The organism is Bradyrhizobium sp. NAS96.2 (assembly GCF_001908235.1).
Taxonomy (GTDB): domain Bacteria; phylum Pseudomonadota; class Alphaproteobacteria; order Rhizobiales; family Xanthobacteraceae; genus Bradyrhizobium.
Map to the genome: position 1 here is coordinate 1 of NZ_LGHK01000412.1, position 550 is coordinate 550.

The following is a 550-nucleotide window of genomic DNA, read 5'->3' on the forward strand; positions in this document are numbered from 1 at the left end:
TTGCGGCCGGCCATGTCACGGTCGGCTCCGGCGCCTTCGCCGGCTTTGCCGGCTCGACCACATTGACAGCCCGATCACGGTGACGGCTGCGGTGACCGACGACGCCGGCAATACGGCGACGTCGAGCAACAGCCCGAGCTTCACGCTCGACACCACCGCGGATGCCGGTGCGGCGCTGACGCTGAGCGCGTTTGACGCGACCGGCGGGGTCAGCTCGTCCAACGTCTCGGTTTCGCTGACGGGGATCGACAGCGACATCGCCTCCGGCACCATCACGCTGACGGACGGCGACGGCCACACCGCGACCTACAACCTGACCGCGGCCGACATTGCGGCCGGCCATGTCACGGTCGGCTCCGGCGCCTTCGCCGGCTTTGCCGGGCTCGACCACATTGACAGCCCGATCACGGTGACGGCTGCGGTGACCGACGACGCCGGCAATACGGCGACGTCGAGCAACAGCCCGAGCTTCACGCTCGACACCACCGCGGATGCCGGTGCGGCGCTGACGCTGAGCGCGTTTGACGCGACCGGCGGGGTCAGCTCGTCC

Annotated in this window: 1 protein-coding gene; it reads left to right on the forward strand. The window is 69.8% G+C overall.

What is annotated here, in order from left to right; translation table 11 throughout:
- Window positions 1-91: 91 nt before the first annotated feature.
- The coding region (locus tag AC628_RS41615; RefSeq protein WP_143202120.1) for a hypothetical protein at window positions 92-550 on the forward strand (459 nt) is incomplete at its 3' end.